At 65.4% G+C, this 21624-nt stretch carries 16 protein-coding genes; 7 read left to right on the forward strand and 9 right to left on the reverse strand.

Annotated features, from left to right (window positions below):
- Positions 1 to 58: 58 nt before the first annotated feature.
- The 6 genes from speA (at position 59) to VIM61_16330 (ending at position 6832) form a co-directional block, all read left to right on the forward strand.
- Entirely contained in the window at positions 59 to 1993 is a 1935-nt protein-coding gene (speA, locus tag VIM61_16305) for a biosynthetic arginine decarboxylase (GenBank protein HEY8901973.1), read from the forward strand.
- 5 nt (positions 1994 to 1998) lie between these two features.
- The gene (gene gcvT, locus VIM61_16310) at positions 1999 to 3072 is read left to right on the forward strand and encodes a glycine cleavage system aminomethyltransferase GcvT (GenBank protein HEY8901974.1); all 1074 of its coding nucleotides are present in this window, start codon (positions 1999 to 2001) and stop codon (positions 3070 to 3072) included.
- A 6-nt stretch (positions 3073 to 3078) separates the two neighbouring features.
- Positions 3079 to 3459, forward strand: coding sequence for a glycine cleavage system protein GcvH (gcvH, locus tag VIM61_16315; GenBank protein ID HEY8901975.1), 381 nt, complete (start codon positions 3079 to 3081; stop codon positions 3457 to 3459).
- Positions 3456 to 6296 (forward strand): aminomethyl-transferring glycine dehydrogenase, encoded by a 2841-nt coding sequence (gene gcvP, locus VIM61_16320; protein HEY8901976.1) that lies wholly within the window; start codon positions 3456 to 3458, stop codon positions 6294 to 6296. The genes gcvH and gcvP overlap by 4 nt, the downstream gene beginning before the upstream one ends.
- Before the next feature lie 85 nt (positions 6297 to 6381).
- Positions 6382 to 6594: a hypothetical protein gene (locus VIM61_16325; GenBank protein ID HEY8901977.1), complete on the forward strand. Its 213-nt coding sequence runs from the start codon at positions 6382 to 6384 to the stop codon at positions 6592 to 6594.
- Positions 6587 to 6832: a hypothetical protein gene (locus VIM61_16330; protein ID HEY8901978.1), complete on the forward strand. Its 246-nt coding sequence runs from the start codon at positions 6587 to 6589 to the stop codon at positions 6830 to 6832. The genes VIM61_16325 and VIM61_16330 overlap by 8 nt, the downstream gene beginning before the upstream one ends.
- 62 nt (positions 6833 to 6894) lie before the next feature.
- Here VIM61_16330 and VIM61_16335 read toward each other — a convergent pair whose 3' ends face one another.
- The 6 genes from VIM61_16335 to VIM61_16360 all read right to left on the reverse strand — a co-directional run bounded on the left by VIM61_16335 (position 6895) and on the right by VIM61_16360 (position 15163).
- Complete coding sequence (locus VIM61_16335; GenBank protein HEY8901979.1) at positions 6895 to 7398, reverse strand: hypothetical protein; 504 nt, start codon at positions 7396 to 7398, stop codon at positions 6895 to 6897.
- A gap of 168 nt (positions 7399 to 7566) precedes the next feature.
- On the reverse strand, positions 7567 to 10401 hold the full coding sequence (locus VIM61_16340) for a DUF2723 domain-containing protein (GenBank protein HEY8901980.1): 2835 nt from the start codon (positions 10399 to 10401) through the stop codon (positions 7567 to 7569).
- Entirely contained in the window at positions 10398 to 13472 is a 3075-nt protein-coding gene (locus tag VIM61_16345; protein ID HEY8901981.1) for a glycosyltransferase, read from the reverse strand. The genes VIM61_16340 and VIM61_16345 overlap by 4 nt, the downstream gene beginning before the upstream one ends.
- A gap of 30 nt (positions 13473 to 13502) precedes the next feature.
- Positions 13503 to 14054 (reverse strand): peptide deformylase, encoded by a 552-nt coding sequence (def, locus tag VIM61_16350; GenBank protein ID HEY8901982.1) that lies wholly within the window; start codon positions 14052 to 14054, stop codon positions 13503 to 13505.
- 18 nt (positions 14055 to 14072) lie between these two features.
- Positions 14073 to 14510 (reverse strand): biopolymer transporter ExbD, encoded by a 438-nt coding sequence (locus VIM61_16355; protein ID HEY8901983.1) that lies wholly within the window; start codon positions 14508 to 14510, stop codon positions 14073 to 14075.
- Complete coding sequence (locus VIM61_16360) at positions 14507 to 15163, reverse strand: MotA/TolQ/ExbB proton channel family protein (GenBank protein ID HEY8901984.1); 657 nt, start codon at positions 15161 to 15163, stop codon at positions 14507 to 14509. Before VIM61_16360 ends, VIM61_16355 begins: the two co-directional genes overlap by 4 nt.
- Positions 15164 to 15280: 117 nt before the next feature.
- Between VIM61_16360 and hemB the strand changes: the two genes are divergently transcribed.
- The gene (gene hemB / locus VIM61_16365; GenBank protein ID HEY8901985.1) at positions 15281 to 16273 is read left to right on the forward strand and encodes a porphobilinogen synthase; all 993 of its coding nucleotides are present in this window, start codon (positions 15281 to 15283) and stop codon (positions 16271 to 16273) included.
- Here hemB and VIM61_16370 read toward each other — a convergent pair.
- From VIM61_16370 to VIM61_16380, 3 genes are all read right to left on the reverse strand, one after another.
- On the reverse strand, positions 16260 to 17978 hold the full coding sequence (locus VIM61_16370; GenBank protein ID HEY8901986.1) for a tetratricopeptide repeat protein: 1719 nt from the start codon (positions 17976 to 17978) through the stop codon (positions 16260 to 16262). The two genes, hemB and VIM61_16370, sit on opposite strands and share 14 nt — an antisense overlap.
- Positions 17979 to 18159: 181 nt before the next feature.
- Positions 18160 to 19854 (reverse strand): ATPase, T2SS/T4P/T4SS family, encoded by a 1695-nt coding sequence (locus VIM61_16375; protein HEY8901987.1) that lies wholly within the window; start codon positions 19852 to 19854, stop codon positions 18160 to 18162.
- A 31-nt stretch (positions 19855 to 19885) separates the two neighbouring features.
- Positions 19886 to 21544: a GspE/PulE family protein gene (locus VIM61_16380; protein HEY8901988.1), complete on the reverse strand. Its 1659-nt coding sequence runs from the start codon at positions 21542 to 21544 to the stop codon at positions 19886 to 19888.
- Positions 21545 to 21624 lie beyond the last annotated feature (80 nt).

The following is a 21624-nucleotide window of genomic DNA, read 5'->3' on the forward strand; positions in this document are numbered from 1 at the left end:
ATTTTTTGCGATTGCGCAGTGGATTTCCCGCGCCGCCCTGTTTTAACTGACCGGTCCAATGTCTGATTTCGGCACGGCTGACGCCATCGCTCTTTATAATGTCGATCGCTGGGGTGGTGGGTATTTCACCATCAACCGCGATGGCCATGTCGCGGTGCGACCGACCGCTCGCCGCAAGGAGGAGATCGACCTCATGGAGCTCGTCGTCGAGGCGCAGGCTCGCGGGCTGGCGTTTCCGATGGTGATTCGTTTCCAGGATCTCGTCCGCCATCGCGTGGAGACGATCAATCGTTCGTTCGCCGAGGCGATCGCCGGCCACAATTACCGCGGCGTCTATCGGGGCGTGTTTCCGATCAAGGTGAACCAGCTCCGCGAAGTCGTGGAGGAGATTCTCGATGCCGGGAAGCCCTTCCATTTCGGCATTGAGGCCGGCAGCAAGCCGGAGCTGATGGCTGCGCTCGCGGTGCATACCGATCACGACAGCCTGGTGATCTGCAACGGCTACAAGGATACCGAGTTCATTCGCATGGCGCTGCTCGGCTGCAAGCTGGGCAAGACCGTCATTCTCGTCGTCGAGAAGCTCGAGGAGCTCGCGCACATCCTGCGGGTCTCGAAGAAGATGGGCGTCGCGCCGAACATCGGCCTGCGCGTGCGTCTGCTCTCCAAGGGCGCCGGCAAGTGGGCGACGAGCGGCGGCGAGAACGCGAAGTTCGGCCTCTCCACGGCGGAACTCGTCGAGGCAAGCGGGATGCTCCACAAGGCGGGCCTGGCGGATGCGCTCAAGCTTTTGCATTTCCACGTCGGTTCGCAGGTGCCCGACATTGGCACGATCAAGCGCGCCACCCGCGAGGCGGCCCGGTTCTACGGCAAGCTCCAGAAAATGGGGCACGCGCTTGGCTACCTCGACGTCGGCGGCGGTCTCGGCGTCGATTACGATGGCTCGCGCACGACCTTCGACAGCTCGACGAACTACTCGCTCGACGAATACGCCCGCGACATCGTTTACAGCATCGCGGAGATTTGCGACGCGGAGGAAGTGCCGCATCCCACGATCGTGAGCGAGAGCGGTCGCGCGATCGTTGCGCACCACTCCGTGCTCGTGGTCGAGGCCTTTGGCTCGATCGAGAAGAGCAAGGGCGGCAAGTCCGTGAAGGCGACCGAGGAGGATCCGAGACCCGTTCACGAAATGGTCGAGGTTCGCGATAACCTCGGCAGCAAGAATCGCCTCGAGAATCTCCACGACGCGCAGGAAATCCGCGAGCGCGCGCAGGGGATGTTCGACCTCGGTCTGCTCGATCTTCCCGCGAAGGCGAAGGTCGAAACGATCTACTGGGAGATCGCCGCAAACGTCGTCGAGATGTTCCGCGGCATGCGCTACGTGCCCGAGGAAGTGAAGGAAATGGAGGTCGCGCTTGGCGATCAGTTCCTCTGCAATTTCTCCGTCTTCCAGTCGCTCCTCGACCACTGGGCGCTGGGTCAGCTCTTCCCGGTGATGCCGATTCATCGCCTCGACGAACAGCCGGACCGCAACGCCACGCTCGTGGACATCACGTGCGATTCCGATGGCAAGGTCAGCAAGTTCGTCGACCTGCAGGACGTGAAGGAAACGTTGCCGCTGCATCGCTGGATGCCCGGGCAGCCATACTACATGGGCTTCTTCCTCGCCGGCGCCTACCAGGACATCATGGGCGACCTGCACAATCTCTTTGGCCGCGTGAACGAGATGCACGTCTTCCTCGATGAGGACGAAGACAGCGGTTACTACGTCGAGGAGGTGCTCCCCGGCAGCACGATTGCCCAGGTGCTCGCGCTCACGCAATGGGAGACGAACGAGCTCGCCCGCCGCATGAAGAAGCAGACCGATGCGGCGATCAAAAGCGATCGCTTGAAGCCGAAGGAAGGCATGCGTCTGCTCGACGACTACGAAAAGGCGCTGACCGGCTACACGTATCTCAACTTCGACGACCAGACCGCCGAGGCGGCCAAATCCTGACGACCATGGCGAATCGCACCGCACTTTTTGATCAACACGTCGCGGCCGGGGGCCGGATGGTGGACTTCGCTGGCTGGGAGATGCCGGTGCAATACACGAGCATCCTCGACGAGCATCGCGCCGTGCGGGAGGCCGTGGGGGTCTTTGACATTTCGCACATGGGCGAGTTTTTCGTGAGCGGTCCGGGCTCGACGGCGTGGCTCGATGGCCTGCTCACGAACGGCGTCACGAAGCTGCTCGTGGGGCAGGCGCAATACACGCTGCTTCTCAACGAGCGCGGCGGGGTGATCGACGATCTCATCGTTTACCGGCTCGGCGACGAGGAATACCTGCTCATCGTCAATGCCGCGAAGATCGACGAGGACGCCGCGTGGCTCGAGGCGCACGCGGCAAATGGCCCGACCTTCGCGGATCGCAGCGGGGAATATTCGGCGCTCGCCGTGCAAGGGCCTGTCGCCCGGGGCGTGTTCCAGTCCGTCTTCGGGGAAGCGCTTGCGACCGAGCGTAATCGCGTGGCCACCGTGACCTTTGGCGGCGCGGAGGGCTTCGTCGTCACCACTGGTTACACGGGGGAGGACGGATTCGAGGTCGTCGTGCCCAATGCCGTCGCCGGCGCGCTGTGGGACGCCCTTGTCGCCGCCGGGGCGAAGCCCTGCGGTCTCGGTGCCCGCGACACCCTGCGCCTCGAAATGGGCTACCCGCTCAACGGCTCCGATCTGTCGCCCGATCGCACCCCGCTCGAGGCCGGGCTCGGCTTTTTCGTCGATCTCTCCAAGGATGACTTCATCGGCAAGTCCGCGCTCGTGGCGCAGAAGCAAGCCGGCCTGCCCACCAGGCTCGCGGCCATCGCGGTGACCGAGAAGTCACCGCCGATCCGCCCGCACTATCCCGTGCTCGTCGACGGCGAGGCGGTCTCCGAGACATGCAGCGGCGCGCTCTCCCCGAGCCTCGGCCATGGCATTGCGATGGCCTATCTGCCGGCCGCCCGCGCCAAAGTGGGGCAGGCCGTGGAAATTGAAGTGCGCGGAAAACGCTACCCCGGTAGCGTCGTGAAGAAGCCCTTTCTCAAGCGCGATTAAAAATTTATGAACGTTCCCGACGACCTCAAATACGCCGAATCCCACGAGTGGATCCGGGTGGCGGATGGCATCGGCACGGTCGGCATCACCGACCATGCGCAGGCCGAATTGACCGACATCGTTTTTGTCGAACCGCCGAAGGTCGGCACGACCTTTGCCGCGCACAATGCCGTCGCCGTCGTCGAGTCCGTGAAGGCCGCGAGCGACATCTACACGCCCGTCTCCGGCGAGATCGTCGAAGTCAACGAGGCGCTGGATGCGGATCCCGCCCTGCTCAACACCGCGCCCTTCGGCGACGGCTGGATCTTCAAGATCAAGCTCTCCGATCCTGGCGAACTCGACGCCCTGAAGACGCCCGAAGACTACCGCGCGCAGATCTCGGAATGAGCGAGAGCGCGGTCTTTGCATTCGGCCGGTTCTCCCGGCGTCACATCGGCCCGCAACCCGCGGACATCCCCGTCATGCTCGAGACCGTGGCGGCGCCCACGCTCGACGCGCTCATCGAGCAGACCGTGCCGGCGGGCATTCGCTCGACGAAGCCGCTCGACCTCCCCGCCGCCCGCACCGAAGAGCAGGCGCTCGCCGATCTCGCTGCCATCGCGGGCGAGAACCAGGTTTTCCAGTCGTGCATCGGCATGGGTTACAACGCCTGCCACACGCCGGCGGTCATTCGTCGGAACATTCTCGAGAATCCCGGCTGGTATACGGCCTACACGCCGTATCAGGCCGAGATCGCGCAGGGTCGTCTCGAGGCGCTGCTGAATTTCCAGACGATGATCTGCGATCTCACGGCGATGGAGATCGCGAATGCGTCGCTGCTCGATGAAGCCACCGCCGCGGCCGAGGCGATGGTGATGGCCCACCAGGTCGGCAAGGGCGCAAAATTTTTTGTCGGTGACGACACGCATCCGCAGACGATCGCGCTGCTGCGCACTCGCGCGGAGCCTCTCGGCATCGAGACTATCACCGGGCCGATCACGGAGTTTGCCTCCGATTGCTTTGGCGCGCTCATCCAGTATCCCGCGACCGACGGCCGGATCCGGCCGCTGCGTCCGCTGGTGGAAAAAATTCACGCCGCGGGCGCGCTGGCGATCGTTTCCGCCGATCTGCTCGCGCTCACGTTGATCGAGCCTCCCGGCGAGTGCGGGGCCGATATCGTGATCGGCTCCTCCCAGCGTTTCGGCGTGCCGCTCGGCTACGGCGGCCCGCACGCCGCCTACCTGGCCACGCGCGATGCCCACAAGCGCCGCATGCCCGGCCGTCTGATCGGCGTCTCGCGCGATGCGGATGGCAATCCCGCCCTGCGCCTCACGCTCCAGACTCGCGAGCAGCACATCCGCCGCGAGAAGGCCACGAGCAACATCTGCACCGCGCAGGTGCTTCTCGCCGTGATCGCCTCGATGTATGCGGTCTATCACGGGCCCGAGGGGCTCACCGCCATCGCGCAGCGCGTTCACCGCAAGGCGCTCGCCCTCGCCGCGCTGCTCCGCCGCCTCGGCTGGACGGTGGAGGAAGGCCCGTTCTTCGACACGATCGCCGTGCGCCTCGGGTCCGTGCAGGCGTTCGAAATCCTGCGCCTCGCGGAGAGCTATCGCATCAATCTTCGCGCGCTGGACGATCACACCGTCACGATCTCGCTCGACGAGACGACGGGCTCGCTCGCGCCCTTCGGCGAAATTTTCAATCACGGCAATCCGGTGACCTTCACCGAGGAGGAGGACGACGCGATCGGCTTTGGCGAGCTGACGCGCAAGTCGGCTTTCCTCACGCACCCTGTCTTCAATCGCTACCACACCGAGACGGAACTCATGCGCTATCTGAAGCGCCTCGAGTCGAAGGATCTGTCGCTCACGACGTCGATGATTCCCCTCGGCTCGTGCACGATGAAGCTGAACGCCGCGGCGGAGATGTATCCCGTGACATGGGAAAAGATCGGCGCGCTGCATCCGTTCGCGCCCACGCAGCAGGCCGAGGGCTACCAGCGCATGTTTGCGCAGCTCGAGTCGTGGCTGGCCGAGATCACCGGCTTTGCCGCCTGCTCGCTGCAGCCGAATGCCGGCTCGCAGGGCGAATACGCGGGATTGCTCGCGATTCGCGCCTACCATTTGTCGCGCGGCGATACGCATCGCACGGTGTGCCTCATCCCGACGTCGGCGCACGGGACGAATCCCGCGAGCGCCGTGATGGCGGGCATGGGCGTCGTTCCCGTCGCCTGCGATTCGCAGGGCAATATCGACCTCGCCGACCTGCGCGCGAAGGTCGAGAAGCACGCGGAGAAGCTGGCGGCGATCATGGTCACGTATCCCTCCACGCACGGTGTGTATGAGGAGACCATCCGCGAGATTTGCGAGATCGTGCACGCCGCGGGCGGGCAGGTCTACATGGACGGCGCGAACATGAATGCCCAGGTCGGCCTTTGCCAGCCGGGCGCGGTGGGCGCCGATGTCTGCCACCTGAACCTGCACAAGACCTTCTGCATCCCGCACGGCGGCGGCGGCCCGGGCGTCGGCCCGATCGCGGTCGCGGCGCACCTCGCGCCGTTCCTGCCGGGGCATTCCGTCGTCAAGACCGGCGGCGAAAAGGCGATCGGCGAGGTCTCGCAGGCCCCGTGGGGCAGCGCGAGCATCGACGTGATCTCGTGGATGTATATCGCGATGATGGGGCCGGACGGCCTGACCGCCGCGACGAAGATCGCGATCCTGAACGCGAACTACATCGCCGCGCGGCTCGAGCCGTATTTCCCGGTGCTCTACCGCGGCACGAACGGGCGCGTGGCCCACGAATGCATCCTCGACGTGCGCGAGTGGAAGGACCGCGCCGGCGTCGAGGTGGAGGATTTCGCCAAGCGCCTGATGGATTTTGGCTTCCACGCCCCGACGATGAGCTGGCCCGTGCCGGGCACGCTGATGATCGAGCCGACCGAGAGCGAATCGAAGGCGGAGCTCGACCGTTTCTGCGACGCGATGATCACCATCCACGGCGAGCTCGCCGCCATCGAGGCCGGCACGCTCGACCGGACGAACAACCCGCTCAAGCGCGCGCCGCACACGGCGCGACAGGTGACCGCGGACGCGTGGGACCGGCCCTACTCGCGCGAGCAGGCGGCCTACCCGGCCCCGTGGCTGCGCGAGCACAAGTTCTGGCCGGCCGTCGCGCGCATCGACAACGTCTTCGGCGATCGCAATATCTTCTGCACCTGCCCGTCGATGGACGAGCTGGTTTGACTGGAGCGCCCGCGACCTCTTTTGCGGTTCCGGGTTTCGATTTGCTCGCAAGGCCGCTCTTTGCTAGCTTCCAGCGATGGACGCCGTGGAAATCATTGATGAGATCAGGCATCTGTCGCCCGGCGAACAGGCTCGCGTGGTGTTGTTCGTTCGCCAGCTCGACGCGGGGCGGCAATGGACGGGGCCGGAGCTGAGCGAGGCGGCGGCCACGATGACCGCCGAGACTGATCCGACCAAGGCCCGAGCTTCGTGGGAGCGGATTGCGGCGGGTTTCTACGGCAAAGAGCCGGATGCCTAAAGTCCGCCGCCGCAATGTGCCGCGGACGGTGCTCGATCATCTACGGGATCGGATGCTTGCCCGGGAAATCCCGGCGGAGCAACTCGGTTTGCTGGCGGAGTGGCTGGACACGGAGCCGGAAGTTCCGGAGGGAAAGTGGTTCAAACGCTTCCCCGGCATGATCGCCTGCGGCGAGGGCGAACTGGTGAAAACCTTTTTGCGCCTGGGGCAGGCGCCCGCTGGCGAGGAGTTGCGTTGATGTTTTTCGACGCACGCCCTTTTCGCGCCCGCTGATTTCATTGCCCTCGTCGGCATCATGAGTCATCTGTCTTCAACGAGCGGATTGCCACCAGTTTCATATTCCCCGCGGTAATCGAAATTCTTACCTTCGTTCTTCCATCGCACTGCACACCGGAAACCACGAAGTGATCGCTGCCGGTCTGCATCGAGAGAACTGAGATCGAGCGATGCTGTCAGTGCCTCAAGCCGCGCAACTTCACTGAATCTTTCGACGGTGGAGATATCCACGTATCGGATGATTTTTGAGCCACTTGTCATGGCTTGTGTGATTGTGCAAAGGAACCACATCGCATCGTCGGTTGTTGAGATCTGACTTCTAACCCAAGCTTTGACCTCATCGGTCCCTTCGGTCCATCGGTTCCATCGCCAAAGGACGAATGAAAGATATGGGAGCCCTTTCAAGCGACCGTCCGCTGCAGCGCGTCGAATCCTCTCTAAGGCGAGTTTCTTCAATTCGTCCGCTTGTTCCTCATCGAAGAACTCAACGCGCTGCTTTCTCATCGAGAAGAGAGCGTAGATGCTCAATCGGGGAATGGCAGGCGCGAAGGTGACCTGCGGAAGAGAGAGAAGGTGGACAACAGAATGAGCGCATCATCGTGGACCTTGGCAGCTGGCGCGAGGCGAAGGAGGAGTCGAGACCGGCGTAGGGCGCGGTTCTGATGCGACGGCTCGGCGGGAGCCTCGCCTTCCGGGTTATTTCGCAGCTGGCGGAGGGGCGACCATGAGGCGGGCGAGTTCGGGGACGTCTTTGAGGCTCTGGAAGACCGGGTCGCTGAAGAGGCGTTCCCGGTATTCGACGCCGCCGACATCGACGGACTTCACGAGGGCGTTCACGGCCTCCTGCTTCTTCTCGAGCATGAATTCGGCGCGGGCGAGACGGTAGAAGGCCTCGGCGGAATCGGGCCGGGCCTTCGCCCAGCGGTCGGCGGCGTCGCGGGCGGATGGCCAGTCGTTGCGGGCCTCGGAGACCTCGAGGACGAGGGCGAGGAAGTCGGGGTTGTCGCCGAGTTTGCCGATGGATTCCTTGAGAAGGGCGTCGACCTGATCGTTCGCGCCGACCTGCATGGTGAGCTCGAGAAGGCGGCGGAGCGGGACGAGGTCCTGCGGATGCTTGCGCCATGTCTCGAGAGTGCGGTCGATCTCGATCTGCTTCTCCTTGCGGAGGCCGGCGAGGGCGCGGTAACGGAGCATCTCGGGGTTGTTGGGATCGTAGGCGCGGGCGAGATCGAAGAGGGCGATGGGCTCGTCGAATTCGCGGCGCTCCCACAGGATGCCGGAAAGGGAAATGATGGCGTCGAGGTTGCCGATCCACAGGTCGATGGCCTGGCGGTAGGCGCCCTCGGCGGCGACATTCATGTCGCGGTGCTGGTAGAGGTAGCCGGTGGTGAGGCGGAGGCGGGAGAAGTTGCGCTGGGCGTCGTAGTCCTTCGCGAAATTGGGGTCGGCCTTGAGCTTTGCGACGTAGTCGGTCCAGAACGCGAAATCCTTTCGCACGATGTCGTCGGAGAGTCTGGCGAGGGGCTCGGGATTGAGTCGATAGACGAGGCCGTCGGGAATCGCGTAGGGGTAGCTCCAGCGCATGGGGAAGCTCTCCTCGACGAAGAAGGTGTGTTTCGCCTTGTTGTGCTCGAAGATCCACCGGGCCGTCGCGTTGTGCATGGCGCGGTTGACGGCGAGAATGTCAGCATTGGGCTGTTTCGCCTTGAGCTCGCTGACGGCCTTTTTGCTGATCTCGCGCATTTCCTCGAAGGTGGGGAGGACGAGCGGATCCTTTGGATAAGCGGTTTCGCGGCCGAGCCAGCGCTCGAAGGCGCCACGAACGGGCGGGCGTTGATCGGTGTATTGGTCGCGGATGTATTGGAGGTAGAAGCGGTCGGTGAGGCCGTTCTGGGTGAGGATATAAAGGTCGCTGCGGTCGAAGGCGGGATCGATGCGGCGGGAAGGCGGGAGGGAACTCTCGCCGAAGATCATGTAGGTGGGGACGAAGCGGCCGGCATCCGTTCCGCCAAAGATGACGCTGCCCCTGGGCATGACGGAGACCATGTCGCGCCCGTATTGCCAGCCGAAGAGGCGGCCGCGCTGGCTGCAAGAGGCGTCGTTCTCGAGGAGCGGCCAGATGGGGAGAAGGACGAGGGCCCAGGTGACGGGACGCAGGCGCGGGAGCCGCGCGGCGAAGGCCTGGAGGACCATGAAGGCCCCGATGCCGGCGAGCAGGGTGAAGATGAAATTCGTGTAGGTGTGGTAGGGCATCTGCAGCCACCAGCCGGCGCGGTCGGTGGTGGCGTGCTCGAGCACGGGCTGGAACACCATGGCGAGGCAGAAGGCGAAGACGAGGAGGTAGATCCAGACGCGGCGGGTGACCCAGGCCCTGGGAGTGCGAAGAGCGCCAATGAATACGGCGAAAAAGAAGAGAATGCCGAGTGGCGTGAAGCTGGCGAACGTGCGGGCCCAGAAGAACGAGGACCACGTTTGGAGGTCGCGAAGGAGGGATGGCGGCTTGCCGTCGATCGAGGGCGGGGTTTCGTCGAAGAGCGGCTTTTCATCGGCGACGCCCAGGATCTTGCTGAAGACGCGCAGGCTGAGGTCGGAGAGGCTGCCGGAGTATTGCGAGCGGTTGAAGGAGTAGAAGAAACCCTCGGGAGTGCGGGTGTAGCTCCAGTTCATCGGGGGATTCGTTCCCGAGGCGATCGGCATGTAAAGGTAGGGCAGCAGGCCGAGGGCGATGAGCGCGGGAAGGAAGGCGATGAGCTTCCAGTGCAGGCGGCCGCGCTTGAGGATGAGCGCGATGACGAGGATCGTGACGACGAGCCAGGCGAGGCGGATGGCGGCTTTGATGACGAGGGGATTGTCCGCGAGGAGGGCGAAGGAGAGGTAGGCGATGAGGGCGGTGACGGTCCCCGCGAGGAGGAGATCCCAGAACAGGTCGCGGCGGACGAGCAGGACGATGATGACCGGCAGCACGGCGAGCGCGAGGGTGAGCTGGTGATTGCTGAAGGCGAGGCTGAGGAGGAAGACGCTGGCGTAGAGGGGCCCCATGCGGTCGGGGCGGCGCAGCCAGACGTAGAGGCTGGTGAGGTAGAGGCCGACGAGGAGCGCGTGCAGGGTGTAGACCTCGACGATGACGGCCTGAGACCACATCGACTGGCTGAAGGCAAAGACGAGGCTGAAGGTGATGGCCGCGATGCTGGCGAGGGATTTCTCCGCGACGGCGGGAGCGAGCCAGAGCGCGGTGCTGCGGATGAGCATGGCGGCGAGGCCGACGCAGAGGGCGCCGCAGATGCCGCTGAAGAGCGCAACCTGCCACGCGACATTGCCGAGGGGAATGAGCTGGAACAGCCACGCGAGCAGGGTCCACAGCGGATAGCCGGTGGGATGGGGCACTCCGAAGTGCTGGGCGGCGACGAGGAACTCGCCGGAGTCGAGCAGGGTGACGCTGGGCGCGGTGGTCCAGGCGTAAACGACAAAGGCGACGAGGGCGGCAATGGCGCCACAGATCCAGTCGCCGCGTTGGAAGATGCGCGAGTTCATTGCGGAGTCGCGGCGCGGCGGGAAGGGTGGAGGCAGGCGAGCTGGAGCACTCGGGTGGCGGCTTCCAGGGCGATGCCGAGAGTCATCTTGGTCTGGCCGACGCGGCGTTCGGTGAAAACGATGGGGACTTCCACGAGGCGGAAGCCGGCCGTCCAGAGCAGCCAGTGGAGCTCGATCTGGAAGCCGTAGCCGTCGGCGCGGAGCTGCGAACCATCGATCTCGCGCAGCGCGGAGGTGCGCAGGGCCTTGAAGCCGCTGGTGGCGTCGGTAAGCGGGAGGCCGGTGAGAACGCGAACGTAGCGGGAGGCGCCGGCGCTGAGCAGGAGGCGGTGTTCGGGCCAGTTGATGACGCGGACGCCGTCGAGGTAGCGGCTGCCGATGGCGGCGTCGGCGCCGGCGTCGAGAGCGGCGAGCAGGCGCGGGATGTCCGCGGGATCGTGGGAGAGATCGGCGTCGATCTCGAGGACGGCATCGTGGCCGTGGGTGATGGCCCATTCGAAGCCCGTGCGGTAGGCGGACCCGAGGCCGAGTTTGCCAGCGCGCTCGAGGAGGTGAACGCGGCCGCCGAAGGCGGGATGCTCCTTCACACGGGCGGAGGTGCCATCAGGCGAGGCGTCGTCGACGATGAGGGCCTCGATGTCCGGCGAGGCGGCGAGAATGCGATCGAGCAACGTGGAGATGTTCTCGGCCTCGTTGTAGGTCGGGATGATCGCGAGTGGCCGGATGACGGCGGGGCGGGGGGCGTTCGGATCGACCCGTAGCGGCGCGGCGGGGCAGGGGGGCCAGAGTTTGCGGCGGACGGAAGCGGGTAGCAGCGGGACCGCGATGAGGAAGCCGAGCGCGGCGAGCCAACTGATCGAGGCGGTGGCGAGGCAGCCGGAATACCAGGCGGGCGGGCGGAGCTGGAACTCCACGCGGTGCGCGGCGGCGGATACGGACGTGGCGGGAAAGGCGCCAGCTGCGCGGTAGACGGGCTTCGGGACGCCGTCGACGAGGGCCTTCCAGTCGGGATGCCAGGATTCGTCGAGGACGATCCAGCCGGCGCGACCGGGGGCGGAAAATGTGACCGTCGCGGGCGTGCGGGGGCCGGCGAGCTGGAGGCGGATGAAGTCCGGTCCGGGGGCGGCAGCTGCTTCCGCGGGGGATTTCATGCCCGGCAGGGAGTCGAGCGGAAGGTCGTCGAGGCTGGCGACGGCGAGATGGTGCGCCTGCGCGAGGCTGAGGGCCTGGACGTATTGGCCGTTGTTCGCGTCGGCGGGCACGGCGGATTCCGCGAAGAAGCCGGGGTGGAGCGAGCCGGGATTCGAGAGGACGAAGAAGGCGTCGTTTTCGAAACGCAGGGGGAGCATGGCGCGGAACCAGCGCTGGAAGTTTCCGGAGACATCGGGATCCCGCCGCTCGATGAACACGTCGGAGATGCCGGCAAGCCGGAGGTAGGAGATCATGTCCGTGGCGGAACTCTGCGCGGCGGATTGCAGGCGCGCGGTGTGCTTCGGCATGAGGTAGCGGTTGAGCGCTTCGCTCGAGAGCGGGCGGCCGGTGGTGTTTGGGAGATCGAGGTAGAAGTAGCGACCGGAAATGGCGAAGATGCGGTCCGACGGGCCGTGAAGCTTCTCGGTGACCTCCCGGTATTTTGCGAAGAGGCCGGCGCTGAGCCCGGGTTTGGAGAAGCTGGCGAAATACGGAGAGATGTCCGCCACGGCGGCGGCGAAGGCGATGGCCGCTAGGATTGGGCGGAGCCGGGGATTGGGCACGGCGCGCAGCACGAAGACGAGGGCCAGCGCGGATGCGACGGCCCAGGCGAAGGTGCCGTTGAGAATCCAGAAGGAATCCGGCGCGCGCAGGTCGGCGTAGAGCGGGAATCGCTCCAGCAGACGGAATGCGGGCACGAACAGATAGATCGCGAAGACGACGCAGAAAATCGGGACGCGCCACCGCGTGATCGAGAGGCACCAGAAGAGCAGCACGCCCTGCGCGGCGAGGGCGAGCCAGTGCAGCGGGATGCCGAGGTCGGCAAATTCCTGCGCGCGGCTGAGGAATTCGAAATGGCCGGCGATGACGCTGCGCGGGCCGAAGGAGATCCAGAACATCGCGAGGGCGATGAGCAGGAAGAAGCGGATCGCGGCGACCTCGCGGCTGCGGCGCAGGGGCGACCAGGTGAGGAAGATGGTAATGGCGACGGCGAGAAACCCGACGAGGCCGAGGTAGTAGCCGCCGCGGTCCATCCGGTCGGAGCGGGCGAGCGGCGCGAAAAGTTCTCCCGCGCGATCGAACCACGATGTCGCGGTGCGCACGGAATAGATGCCCTGCCAGGCGCGGAGCGGGTCCAGCTCGAAGACGGTCATGAAGGCGCGCTCGCGCAGCAGCGGCAGGAGGGGAAGCACGCCGAGCAGGATGACGGTCGGGACGGCCCAGAGCGCGCCGCGCAGGAGGTGCGTGCGGCATTCGGGGCGGGTGAGGAATTGCCAGGCGGCGAAAAGGGCGAGCGGAATGGCCAGCGTGGCGCCCATTTTACTCCACGCGAGGAGCGCGGCGGAGAAGGCGACACCGAGCAGGACGCCATCCCAGGGCGTGCCGCGGTCGGCCACGCGCAGCAGGGCGAGGAAGCAGAGCGGAACGAGCGGGATGACGACGACAATCGTCATGTGCTCCTGCCAGCCGATGCGCTGGAGGAGCTGCGGGGCGAGGAGATATGCGCTGCCGACGGCGAAGCCGGTCCATCCATCGCGGGCGAGCCGGCGGCCGAACGCAAACGCAGCGAGACCGCCGAGCCCGAACAGGACAAGGGCGGTGATCTTCATCCCGATCACGGGGTTGCTCGCGAGCAGGAGGCCGGGCGCATAAACCGGCACGGAGAGGGCGAAGCTGAGGAGGGTCGCGCTCGGCGAGCCAGTGAGATAGTCGGGAAACCACGCGAAGTCGCCGGTGCGCAGCAGACGGAGAATCGCCTCGATCTTCGCGGCATGGCCGAGGAGCTCGCCGGAGGATCCGGTCTGCGGCAGCCAGCTCCCCGCGAGCACGGCGAGGCAGGCCGCGAGCACGCAGAGGAAGACCGGGAGGGGACGGCGCATGGCTCGCGAGGGGAAACGGGACGGCGGCGACTACAGGGAGTTCCGGCGGAGGAGTTTTTCGACCACGGAGGCGGTTGCCTCGCGGTCGGCGGGCTCCATGCGGTCGATGAAAAGGATCCCGTGGAGGTGGTCATGCTCGTGCTGGACGGCGCGGGCGAGCAGGCCGGTGGCGGTGAATTCGAGGGGCTGGTCGTCGAGCGTGCGCGCGGTCACCTGGACGACGGCGGGCCTCGGGATGCTGCCCTGCATGCCCGGGAAGCTGAGGCAGCCTTCCTTCATCGACTCCACGTTTCCGGAAAGGGTGAGGTCGGGATTGATGAGGGTGAGGGGCATGTAGTCCTCGAGCGGGACGGCGGCGCCGTCGATGAGCATTTCGCCGGGCTCCTCGGCATCGAGCACGTCGATCACGCAGAGTTGCAGCGGCAGGCCGACCTGCTGGGCGGCGAGGCCGACCCCGTTGGCGTCGACCATGGTGTCGATCATGTCTTCGGAGAGTTTCCGGATGCGGGCGTCGATTTTTTCGATGCGGCGGCCTTTGGCGCGAAGCGCAGGGTGGCCGTATTCAACGATGGGCAGGACCATGGAGATGCGGAGTGGAGATCAGGGTGCGGGCGCGGCGGGGGCCGCGGCCTCGGGCTGGGTGAAGGCGGGGATGTTTTTCACGCCAGCGGTTTTGAGGGCGTCGAGGACTTTGACGACGACGCCGAACGGGGCCTTCGTGTCGGCCTGCATGGCGATGGGGCGCTGCGGAGCCTGGGCGCGGGCGGCCTGGAGGGCGGCGGTGAGGCCGTCGACGGTCACAGGCTTGTCATCGAGGGTGATCTGGTCGGCGCTCTTCACGGCGAGGATGAGCGGCTCGCTCTCCGCCCTGGCTGCGGCGGTGGCGGTCTTGGAATCGGGCAGGTTGATCTCGAGCTGCGGTTGGTTCTTTTTGAAGGTCGAGGTGGCGATGAAAAAGATGAGGAGGATCACCACGATGTCGAGGAGCGACACGATGTTGATGACCGGCGTGCGCCGCTTCCGCGTGTAGAATCTCATTCTCGCTCGATCGAGGGTTGCTGGTCCGGATTCGGATAGCACTTGCCGAGGAGCTCCGCGGCGACCGCTTCCATCTCGACGGACATCACCTCGATCTTGCGCATGAAGTAATTGTGCGCGACGAGGCTGGGCACGGCGACGGAAAGGCCGACGATGGTGGTATTGAGCGCCTCCGCGATGCCGTGGGCGATGACCATCGGGTCACCTTCTCCGATGTTCGAAAACATGCTCACGAGGCCGGAAAGGGTGCCGAGCAGGCCAATGAGCGGCCCAATGCCGGTGGCGATCTCGAGCACGACCAGGCCGCTTTCCATGCGGGCGGTCTCGTGGCGGGCCTGCGTCTGCACGGCGTCCGCGTTGTCGGCGCGCGGCCAGGTGAGGTGCCGGATGAGGGCACCGAGGATGTGGCCGAGCGGCGAGGGATTGTCGCGAAGGAGTTCTGCCAGAGGGGTGAGTTCGTCGCCGGGTTCGAGGCGTCGCACTTCCTGGCCGATGGCAGCGGGCATGACGGCCGCTTCGCGCAGGGCGAACCCGCGAAGGAGCATCACGGTAACGGCGCAGACCGACAGCCCCAGCAGCGGGATCATGAAGATGCCGCCCTGGAGAAAAAATTTGGCGATGGACTCGAAGGCCGATGCGAAAAGTGGGTCCATGGGTAAGGGGAGGAAAATAGCGGGCGGCAGGCAGGGTGCAAGAGCGCGCTTGCCGGGGAGCGGGGGGAATGGCGCTTGGGCCTTGACCGGGGCGGAGGGCGCGGCGAATTCTCGCGCATGAGTCTGTCCCTGCCGCGCCGGATGCGGCGCAATCGTTCGTCTGCTGCCATTCGCGCCCTCGCGCGCGAAACGACCGTCGGAGTGGACGATCTTATCCAACCTCTCTTCGTGCATGCCGGAGAGCCGGAGCCCGTGGCTTCGATGCCGGGGGTGATTCGCCACTCCGAGGCCTCGCTCGTCGAGGAATGCCGCCGCTGCGCTGCTGCCGGACTGCGGGCCGTCGCCATTTTTCCGAAGATCGACGCGGCATTGAAGGACGATGCCGGTTCCATCGCCACCGCGGACGAGAATCTGCTGTTCGCGGCCGTTGCGGCGGTGAAGCGCGCCTGTCCGGACCTGCTTGTGATTACCGACGTCGCGCTGGATCCCTACACGAGCCACGGCCACGACGGCGTGCTCGAAGCCGACGGCCTCGCCGTGGCGAACGACGAAACCGTGGAGGCGCTGTGCCGTCTCGCCGTGCGCGAAGCGGAGGCCGGCGCCGATATCGTGGCGCCCTCGGACATGATGGACGGTCGTGTCGGCGCGATCCGCGAGGCGCTGGACGCCGCGGGGCACGAGAAGACACTTATCCTCAGCTACGCCGTGAAATATGCGTCCGCCTATTACGGGCCGTTTCGCGACGCCGTCGGGAGTAGGAAGGGGGCGGTTCCGCTCGACAAGAAGGGCTACCAGATGGACCCCGCGAACGTCCGCGAGGCCGCGCTCGAGATCGCGCTCGACGAGGACGAAGGCGCCGACATCGTGATGGTGAAGCCCGCGGGAGCGTATCTCGACGTCATTCGCGCCGTGCGCGAGACGACCGCGCTGCCGCTCGCGGCATATCAGGTCTCCGGCGAATATTCACAGATCCACGCCGCCGCGCAGCTCGGCTGGCTGGATTACCGAAGCACCCGCGACGAGTCGCTGCTGGCGATCAAGCGCGCCGGCGCCGACATGATCCTCACCTACTTCGCGCGCGAGGTGGCGGAGGAGTTCAAGGCTCGGTGAAGGTCTTCCGCGCGCGGTAGAGATCGAGTCGCTTCTGCGCGTCTGTGATTTGCGCTTTCGGAAACCTTTTCAGGCATTGTTCCTGCCACCAGACAGCTTTGTCCCATTCGCCGTGCTCGGCCAGGGCAGCGGCGAGAGTGTCGATGCAGGCGGGCATCTGCCACTTGGTCAGTTTGCAGGCTCGTTCGGCGTAGCGCAGGGCCATCGGACCGTCGCGGAAGATGGGGTCGGGACACGTCGCGAGTAACCAGGCGAAGGAATTGGCGGTGACGGCGTCATTCGGAAAGAGCTTTAGCGAGCGTTGGTAATCGCGGTAGGCCTTGCGGTAGTCGCGCTTTTGCTGCCAGGCGTAGGCGCGGTTGCCGTAGGCGGCGGCGTAGCGTGGGGCCCGCCGGATGGCCTCATCGAGGTCGGCGATGGCGCGGTCGGTCTCGCCTTTCGCGCCATAGGCGTAGGCTCGCTTGAAAAAGAGGTCGGCTCGCGGGGAAAGGCGGATGGCCTGGTCGAGCTGACTGATGGCGAGGTCGTAGTCTTTTTTCTCGAGACAGGCCGATGCCAGGCCGCGGAGCGCCGAAAGGTGGGCCGGCCTGATCCTGAGCGCGCTCTGGTAGTCGGCGATGGCGAGGTCGTAGTCGCCGGCCCGGCTCATGAGATCGCCGCGCAGGGTGTAGGCCCGGAAGGCGCCCGGGTCGTGGGAAATGACGCTGTCGAGATCGAGTCGAGCCGCATCGGAATCGCCGCTGTCGGCCAGGGCGTCCGCGCGGAGATAGCGGATCCGCTCGGGCTCTGCCGTGAGGCCGAGGAGGGAGGTGAAATCGGCGACTGCGGCGGCGGGGTCTTCCGTGGATTGATAAAGGAGGCCGCGTTGCTCGAGCGCCTTCTGGTTCCTGGGATCGATGGCGAGGGCCTCCGTGTAGGCATCGATCGCCGCATAGTCGTCACCGGCTTTCTCGGCGGCGTCCGCGCGCATCATGCAAGCGAGGGTCGTGGAGCGGGAGAAATCGATGCCGGAGGGGCCGGTGGGGTGCAGGAGCAGGAGCGCGGCGATGATGGCGACGGCGTTGTTGATGATGTGCAACGCGAGGGGAAGCAGCGTGGAGTGGGAAAAATGACGGGCGAGGGCGAGGACGAGCCCCATGGCGAAGAGCACGAGCAGCGTGGGCCCTTTGTATTGGGTGTGGAGCGCGAGCCAGATGAAATTGGGGACGAGGATGGCGGCGAGCGTGGTCCATCGGGAGCGGGCCATCCCGCCGTAAAAGAACCCGCGGAAGAGGAGCTCCTCGACCAGCGGGGCCCCGATGACGATGGCGAAAACGACCCAGAACAGATGAGTCCCCGTCAGCAATAACCCGAGGGTGAAATCGCGGTCGCTGGTTTCCCCGATCGAGCGCAGGAAGATCTCCCCTCCGATGAGCACGGCGGCCAGCACGGCGAGCCACAGAAAAAACTGTTTCGCGCTGAATCCCCGAAGGGCGAGAAATGTCCGCATCGGGCCGCCGCGCTGGAGACGCACCATCACGAAAAGCGCGGCGCCGACGATGGGGATCGCGAGCAGCGTGCTGAGGGCGAGCAGGAGCGGGTCGGTGGCCAGCCGGGAGAGCTCCGCCCGGGGCATCGCCCGGTGGTATTCCATGTAGTATTGGAATCCGCGAAACGCGCCCAACAGGAAGCCCGCGATCAATTGCGCGGCGAGCAGGGAAAGCACTCCCAGGAGGCCGAGGCCTAGAGCGCACCAGAATCCCCGGGGAGGCGGAGCCGCGCGAGGAGGCAATGGGGGCGGCGAGGCCTCCGGCGGCGGGGATGAGAATGTCGGAAGCGGTGGAGGGACGTCGGGCGGAATCATCAGGCTTTGTTTCCCTGGTGCATCCCGCCCCGCCGCCGAGTGCCTACGTGTATTTCAACACTTCCTCGATGGTCGTCTCGCCGTTGTAGATCGAGCGGAGGCCGTCCTCGCGGAGGGTCGTCATGCCGAGCTCGATCGCCTTCTGGCGGAGCACCACGCCCGGAGCGCGCTGGTTGACCAGTTCGCGAATCGGGTCCGACATCTTGAGGAGCTCGTAGATGCCTTTGCGGCCCTTGTAACCGGTGTGGTTGCAGGCTTCGCAGCCCTTGCCGTAGTAGAAGTTTTTGTCGCCGATGTCGTAGGGCGAGAGGCCGAGGCTCGCGAGCACGGCCTCGGTGGGCTCGTAGGATTCGCGGCAGCGGGTGCAGATGCGGCGAATGAGACGCTGGGCGAGCACGCATTCGAGCGACGCGGAGATGAGGAACGGCTCGACGCCCATGTCGACCAGGCGCGTGACGGCGCCGGTGGCGTCGTTCGTATGCAGCGTGGTGAACACAAGGTGACCCGTGAGCGCGGCCTGGATGGCGATCTGGGCGGTCTCCTGATCGCGGGTCTCGCCGACGAGAATCTTGTCGGGGTCCTGGCGCAGGAAGGCGCGGAGGACGCGGGCGAAGTTCAGCCCGATGCTTTCGTGAATGGGGACCTGAATGATGCCCTCGACCTCGTATTCGACGGGGTCCTCGGCGGTGAGGATCTTTGTGTCGATGGTGTTGATGAGGCGCAGGCAGGCGTAGAGCGTGGTCGTCTTGCCGGAGCCGGTGGGACCGGTGACGATGAAGATGCCGTTCGGCTTCTCGATGGTCTCGAGGATGTGCTCGTGGATGTATTTCGGCATCCCGAGAGTGTGGAGGTCGAGGTTCACCGAGGAGCGGTCGAGAATACGCAGCACGACGCTCTCGCCGAATTGCGTGGGCAGCGTGGAGACGCGGAGGTCGACCTGCTTGCCGGCGATGACGCGCTGGATGCGGCCGTCCTGCGGGAGGCGGCGCTCGGCGATGTTGAGATTCGAGAGAACCTTCACGCGGGAGATGACCGGAAGCGCGAGGTGGCGCGGCGGCGGATCCATCTCGTAGAGGGCGCCGTCGACGCGATAGCGGACCTTGAACTCGAGCTCGAAGGGCTCGAAATGAATGTCGCTCGCGCGGGCCTGCACGGCCTTGTCGATGATGAGGTCGACGTAGCGGATGATGGGTGTCTGGTTCGCCTCGGCGGCGGCCTCGGCGGCGTTGAAGGCATCTTCGTCGCCTTCGGTGACTTCGAACTTCGTCTCGCCGAGCTGGGCGAGGACGTCGTCCATGCTGGTGTCCTCGTTGCCATAGCTCGACTCGAGGAGGGAGCGGACCCGGGCGGAGTTCTGGCCGACGCAGGGTTGAATTTCGCGGCCGAGAGCAAAGCGCAGGTCTTCCACCGACTGGCTGACGAGCGGATCGACGAGCGCGACGTAGATCGTGTTTTCGTTCGCGCCGATCGGCAGCGCGCCGTGCAGGCGGGCGAGGCCGCCCGGAATGAGGGCGAGGACTTCCGGCGGCGGCGTGAACTCGGAGAGGTCGTAGCGTTCGGCGCCGATGGAGTCGGCGATGGCCTGGTAGAAGGATTCCTCGGGGACGTAGCCAAGGTTGATGGCGACTTCCTCGACGGGCTTGCCCGTCTCGGAGCATTCCCGGCCGATGTCTTCGGCCTCGGAGGTGCCGATGAGGCCGGAGTCTTTGAGAATATCGAGAACTTGATCGGTGTTCATGGTGCGAAGGGGGAGGCGACCTCGGGTCGGTTCAGTGCGAGTCGGCCATGGTGGTGGTGATCACTTCCTCGGCAGTGGTGAGACCGGCGAGGACCTTGCGAACGCCGTCCTCGCGGAGGGTGCGCATGCCAAGTTCCCGGGCGCGCTGGCGGAGCGCGATGGTCGAGGCGTTGTTGTTGATCATGTGACGCACTTCGTCGTCGATCTCGAAGATTTCGAAGATGCCCATGCGGCCCTTGAAGCCGCGCCCACGGCAGGCGTCGCAACCGACGTTCTTCATCGGAGTGGCATTTGCGAGCTGGGAGGCCTCGAGGCCGAGGGTCTTGAGTTCGTATTCGGAGAGTTCGGCCGGAGCCTTGCATTTCGGGCAGAGGCGACGCACGAGACGCTGGGCCATGGCGGCCCGCAGCGCACTGGAAACGAGAAACGACTGCACGCCGATATCGACGAGACGCGGAATGGCGCTCGGCGCGTCGTTCGTGTGCAGCGTGGAGAGCACGAGGTGACCCGTGAGCGCGGCATTCACGGCGATGCTCGCAGTCTCGGGGTCACGAATCTCACCGATCATGATGATGTTCGGCGCCTGGCGCAGCATGGAGCGAAGCGCGGCGGGAAACGTCATGCCGATGCTGGCGTTCACCTGCACCTGGTTGATGCCGGACATCTGGTATTCCACGGGATCCTCGACCGTGATGAGCTTGCGGTCGGGGCGGTTGATGACGTTGAGGCAGCCGTAGAGCGTGGTCGTCTTGCCCGAGCCCGTCGGGCCGGTGACGAGCACGATGCCGTCGGGAAGATTGATGAGGCTCTCGAATTTCTTCTGGTCGTCGCTGAGGAAGCCGAGTTCCGGCAGGCCGAGCACGAGCGAGGACTTGTCGAGAATACGCATGACGACGCTTTCGCCGTGCACGGTGGGAATCGTGGAAACGCGCAGATCGATGGCCTGCTTGCCGATCTTCACCTGAATGCGGCCGTCCTGCGGAAGGCGCTTTTCGGCGATGCTCATCGTGCCTGTCATGATCTTCAGGCGGCTGAGGATGGCAGCCTGGAGCTTCTTCGGCGGGCTTTGCATCTCGTGCAGAACGCCGTCCATGCGGAAGCGGACGCGGAAGCTGCGCTCGAGCGGTTCCAGGTGAATATCGCTCGCCTTGGCCTTGAAGGCCTCGAGGAGCAGCGTCGTCACCATCTTGATGATCGGCGCATCGCCCTCGCCCTGGTCTTCATCGACGCTGTAGGCATCGCCGCCACCGCCTTCGCCCTCGGCGGCCCCGTAGTATTGCGTGAGCGCCTGCTCGAGCTGGTCGGGAGTCGTGCAGACGAACTCCACCTGACGCTTGAGAAGGAAGCCGAGGCTGTCGAACGTCTCGAATGCCATGGGATCGGCGATCGCGATCGTCACCGCATCGTCACGTTCCGCGATGGGAATCGCCTGGTAGCGGCGCGCATCGATGGGCGTGAGAATGCCGGTAATGTTGGGCGGCACCGTGATCTGCGCGAGACTGACGAACTCCATGCCGCTGTTCGCGGCAAGGGTGCGCGAGACATCCTCGTGCGTGACGAGACCCGCCTTCACGAGCTCTTCGGTGATGTTGCCGCCGGCGGCTTGGTCGCGGGCCTCCTGGATCTGGGGGCGTGTGACGAGCCCGGCTTCGAGGAGGATATCTACTACGTAATCGTCGTTCAGGGGCACGGGGAGGTTTCCTTTTTCAGTGTTGTCTAGGGGGGGCATCGAGTGATGTCAAATCCCCCGGACCTCTTGCCGCCGGATTG

The sequence above is a fragment of the Chthoniobacterales bacterium genome (assembly GCA_036569045.1).
GTDB lineage: Bacteria > Verrucomicrobiota > Verrucomicrobiia > Chthoniobacterales > JAATET01 > JAATET01.

Coding starts and splice junctions, on each gene's coding strand:
- hemB (HEY8901985.1), top strand. CDS start 15,281: ATGAGTCTGTCCCTGCCGCGCCGGATGCGGCGCAATCGTTCGTCTGCT.
- gcvH (HEY8901975.1), top strand. CDS start 3,079: ATGAACGTTCCCGACGACCTCAAATACGCCGAATCCCACGAGTGGATC.
- gcvT (HEY8901974.1), top strand. CDS start 1,999: ATGGCGAATCGCACCGCACTTTTTGATCAACACGTCGCGGCCGGGGGC.
- VIM61_16340 (HEY8901980.1), bottom strand. CDS start 10,401: ATGAACTCGCGCATCTTCCAACGCGGCGACTGGATCTGTGGCGCCATT.
- def (HEY8901982.1), bottom strand. CDS start 14,054: ATGGTCCTGCCCATCGTTGAATACGGCCACCCTGCGCTTCGCGCCAAA.
- gcvP (HEY8901976.1), top strand. CDS start 3,456: ATGAGCGAGAGCGCGGTCTTTGCATTCGGCCGGTTCTCCCGGCGTCAC.
- VIM61_16345 (HEY8901981.1), bottom strand. CDS start 13,472: ATGCGCCGTCCCCTCCCGGTCTTCCTCTGCGTGCTCGCGGCCTGCCTC.
- VIM61_16355 (HEY8901983.1), bottom strand. CDS start 14,510: ATGAGATTCTACACGCGGAAGCGGCGCACGCCGGTCATCAACATCGTG.
- speA (HEY8901973.1), top strand. CDS start 59: ATGTCTGATTTCGGCACGGCTGACGCCATCGCTCTTTATAATGTCGAT.
- VIM61_16375 (HEY8901987.1), bottom strand. CDS start 19,854: ATGAACACCGATCAAGTTCTCGATATTCTCAAAGACTCCGGCCTCATC.
- VIM61_16360 (HEY8901984.1), bottom strand. CDS start 15,163: ATGGACCCACTTTTCGCATCGGCCTTCGAGTCCATCGCCAAATTTTTT.
- VIM61_16330 (HEY8901978.1), top strand. CDS start 6,587: ATGCCTAAAGTCCGCCGCCGCAATGTGCCGCGGACGGTGCTCGATCAT.